Genomic DNA, 3,953 nt, shown 5'->3' on the forward strand with positions numbered 1-3,953 from the left:
TGAAGCCTTGTTTGAAGGCAATGAATTTGTACAGAACAATGCCATTTCACAAGCAATGGACAAGATCTTAACGGAACTGGATAAAACCAATATCGAAGAGAAAACGAAAGATCTTGATAAATTCTACAAAAGTGTCATGTTCTGTACAGCAGGCATTACGGAAACTCATGCAAAACAGAATCTTATTATCAAACTTTATGAAAGTTTTTTTGCCAAGGCATTTAAGAAAACCACGGATAAGCTTGGAATTGTTTACACGCCCGTTGAGATTGTTGATTTTATCATTCATTCTGTTGATGATGTGTTGCGCAATGAATTTGGCAAAAGCTTAGGGTCACGGGGTGTCTCTATTCTCGATCCTTTCACCGGAACGGGTACTTTTATCACGCGGCTATTACAATCCAATCTCATCAAACCAGAGGATATGGAATATAAATTCCGTCATGATATTCATGCCAATGAGATTGTTTTACTGGCTTATTACATAGCAGCGATTAACATTGAATCGACCTATCATAGTTTGATGAAAGGGAATTATATCCCATTCAAGCATATTGGTTTGGCTGATACGTTTCGGATGCTTGAAAAACAAGATTTGATGAAAGGTTTACTAGAGGAAAACAGTGAATATTTAGAGCATCAAAAGAAACTGGATATTAAAGTTATCTTTGGTAACCCTCCTTATTCGGTAGGACAAAAGAATGAAAACGATAATAATCCCAATATATCTTATCCCATATTAGATGATCGTATTCGTGAGACTTATATAGCTAAATCGAAAGCAACTAGTACGCAAAAGTTATATGATAGTTATATCCGCGCTATCCGCTGGGCTAGTGACCGTATTGATAATGCTGGGGTAATCGGCTTTGTCACAAATGCCGGTTTTATTACTGGACATTCTATGGATGGTTTACGCAAATGCCTCGTTGAAGAATTTAGCAGCCTTTATATTTTCCATTTACGGGGGAATGCACGGACTTCTGGAGAACAACGTAAAAAGGAAAGTGGTGGCATTTTTGGTGAAGGATCTCGAGCTCCCATAGCTATCTCTATTTTGGTTAAAAATCCAGAATCTCAACAGCGTGGTAAGATATATTTTCGTGATATTGGAGATTATCTCACGAGAAAAGAAAAGCTTATAATAATAGAGTCTCTTGGTAGCATTGATGGTATTACACGGAGCAAACAAGGTTGGCAAATAATTACACCAGATAAGTACAGTGATTGGTTTGATCAACGTGATGACAGTTTCAAAACATTCTTAGCTATGGGTATCAAAAAGGGGCATGATAAAAAGCTCTTTGAAACTTATTCTCTTGGTGTTTCAACCAATCGTGATGCTTGGACGTATAACTCAAGCCGTGAATCTGTAAAGAAAAATATGAATAACATGACTGCCTTCTATAATAATGAGGTAAAACGTTTAAATAATACCTATTCACATGCTGATCGTACAGCACGTGCAAAGGTCGTGAATGATTTCGTCAATTCCGATGTAAGAAAGATTAGTTGGAGCAGTACTCTTAAGAGAGAATTATTAAGAGGTAAATTTTCCGAATTTGAAGATAAATGCCTTATTCAAAGCCTATACCGTCCTTTTACACAACAATGGCTTTATTACAATAGCGTCTTTAATGAAGCAGTTTATCAAATGCCGCGTATATTCCCGATAAGACAAGCGGTTGATAATAAGGTGATACAAATTACAGGTATAGGAGCAAAGAAAGACTTTTCTGTATTGATGACTAAAGCTTTGCCTAATTTAGATTCAATAGAAAAAGGTCAATGTTTTCCACGCTATATTTACGAAGATACTACGGTTTCAAAAAGTAAAAGTGAGAAACAATCCCATTTATTTACGCATTCTACGGAGAAAAACACAACAGCTGGTTTACAGAGGCGTAATGCTATTACTGATGAGGGGCTAGAACATTTTAAAGCCGCTTATCCTAATGAAACTATCACTAAAGATGATTTGTTCTATTATGTTTATGGGATTTTACATTCAGAAGATTACCGTGCTCGTTATGCTGATAATTTATGCAAAGAATTACCTCGCATTCCTTGCGTAAAGAGTGCTGATGATTTTTGGAAGTTTGTAACAGCTGGGCGTGAACTCGGTCATTTGCACGTAAACTATGAAGATGTAGAGCCTTATCCCGTGATCTTTAAAAAGGGTAATCCAAAACAGACAGAAATCTCTAATCTCGAAAAATTCTATTATGTGACTGAAATGAAATTCGCAAAAGCAGGTAAAGAGAAAGATAAAACCACTGTTATTTATAATAACAATATCACAATAACAGATATACCTCTTGAAGCTTATGCGTATATCGTCAATGGTAAACCCGCTCTTGAATGGGTTATGGGGCGTCAATGCGTAAAGACTGATAAAAAGAGTGGCATTGTTAATGATGCCAATCGTTATGCTGTTGAAACCATTGGCAACCCTGCCTACCCTCTAGAGTTATTTCAGAGGGTTATTACCGTAAGTTTAGAGACAATGAAAATCGTTAAGAACCTACCAAAATTAGAACTAAGAGAAACTGAATAACTTATAAAGCATGTTCACATGATAGGCATGCTAAATTCACAAGGGGTATAGAGCTTATAACCATAATCTATACCTCTCTTGTTAAGTTGATTACATACAATCTTTAAAAAGAGTGCTTATATGCGTTATTCTAAAAAGAAGAAACTTGCACTTTTAGATACTCTTATTTGGATTGCCTTTAAGACTTTTAAGAAACCCTATCTAAAGTGAATTAAATTTTTTTACATTGCCTTTAAGAGGTTATACCGTAATCTAAAATGATAGCTTTGTTTAAACAGAGTTATGTATATTCATTTTCTTATATTACTTATAGGTTTTGAAGGTTTCTCACACCCTCAAAATACCTTCAAAAATCCTTTTTATATATATTACAGATTGTATTTACGTGTTGTGTGTAATATGGGTTGTTTATTTGAAAGATTAACTTATTGAAATATAATAACTTTTATTTTGGATTAAAAAATATATATAAAGTGGGGGGTAAAAAGACCCCCAAAAACCCCCATACCCCCCTAAACTCATAACCATAATAGTCTTAATAGCATTTTTATGATCATAAACCGTTTCTTTTGAAAGGCTTTAAAGGATCACATGTTTTTTTAAGACGTGGTTTAATCACTCACTAAAATCATAAGGTTATCTATTTAAATAAATTGATAAAAATTCATTAAAGGAATTTTGATAACGTAATCAGTTTTTACTTTCATACGCTTTTCATAAAGCACGTTTTAATCACTCACTAAAATAATCTATTTTGTCAGTTCAATTTACTGACACATAACTGACAAATATATATTATGAATTGAATTTATGGGTTGTCTTTTAATAAAGGTTGCATCATTAAAATTATAACCTATTGAAATATATTGATTTTAATTTTCTCTCATTAAAAAAATAATATAGGCTCTAAAAAGAACTGACAACACTGACACGGTCTATTAAAAGGGATTTTTCTAATCTTTATAATGATCAATCTCTTTTTAGATGTTTTCATAACAAGCAATAAATCGCAATTATTCTATTTATCAACTAGTTGTATAACATCATCTAAGGTATAAGTTTTCATGAATCTTCCCCTGCATACTCTTTAATTCTTTTGCAGAGAAATTCATAAAAATTACTTGCGTAATATTCAGAATCTTCAGATGTATACTTGAGATAGAGTGGGCATTCAGCATCCCGAAACTGCTTATAATCAAAATAAAAGGTTTCACCAAAATCAGTTGTGCAGATAACAAGTTGTTTGGGGTCCGTAAAGCCATCTCTTCTATCGAGCAAATTTCGGTAAACAATATCACCAGCAGGAATACCTGCACAGATTTCATAAATACTGAATATTTCTTCACCTCCAATTTCTCCTCCTCCATAATTTTTTAAAAAATTCTTATAGGAAGAG

2 protein-coding genes are annotated in these 3,953 nt (G+C 33.6%); one reads left to right on the forward strand and one right to left on the reverse strand.

Annotated elements, in window-relative coordinates; all coding sequences use genetic code 11:
* The coding region (locus ACFILT_RS06710) for a type ISP restriction/modification enzyme (protein ID WP_375679783.1) at positions 1–2,557 on the forward strand (2,557 nt) is incomplete at its 5' end.
* Positions 2,558–3,619: 1,062 nt separating this feature from the next.
* On the opposite strand, the gene ACFILT_RS06715 is transcribed toward ACFILT_RS06710, so the two are convergent.
* On the reverse strand, positions 3,620–3,953 hold a 334-nt coding region (locus ACFILT_RS06715), incomplete at its 5' end, for an SMI1/KNR4 family protein (protein WP_375679784.1).

Origin of the sequence: Bartonella sp. AP7XZML, assembly GCF_042195745.1 — a bacterium.
GTDB lineage: Bacteria > Pseudomonadota > Alphaproteobacteria > Rhizobiales > Rhizobiaceae > Bartonella.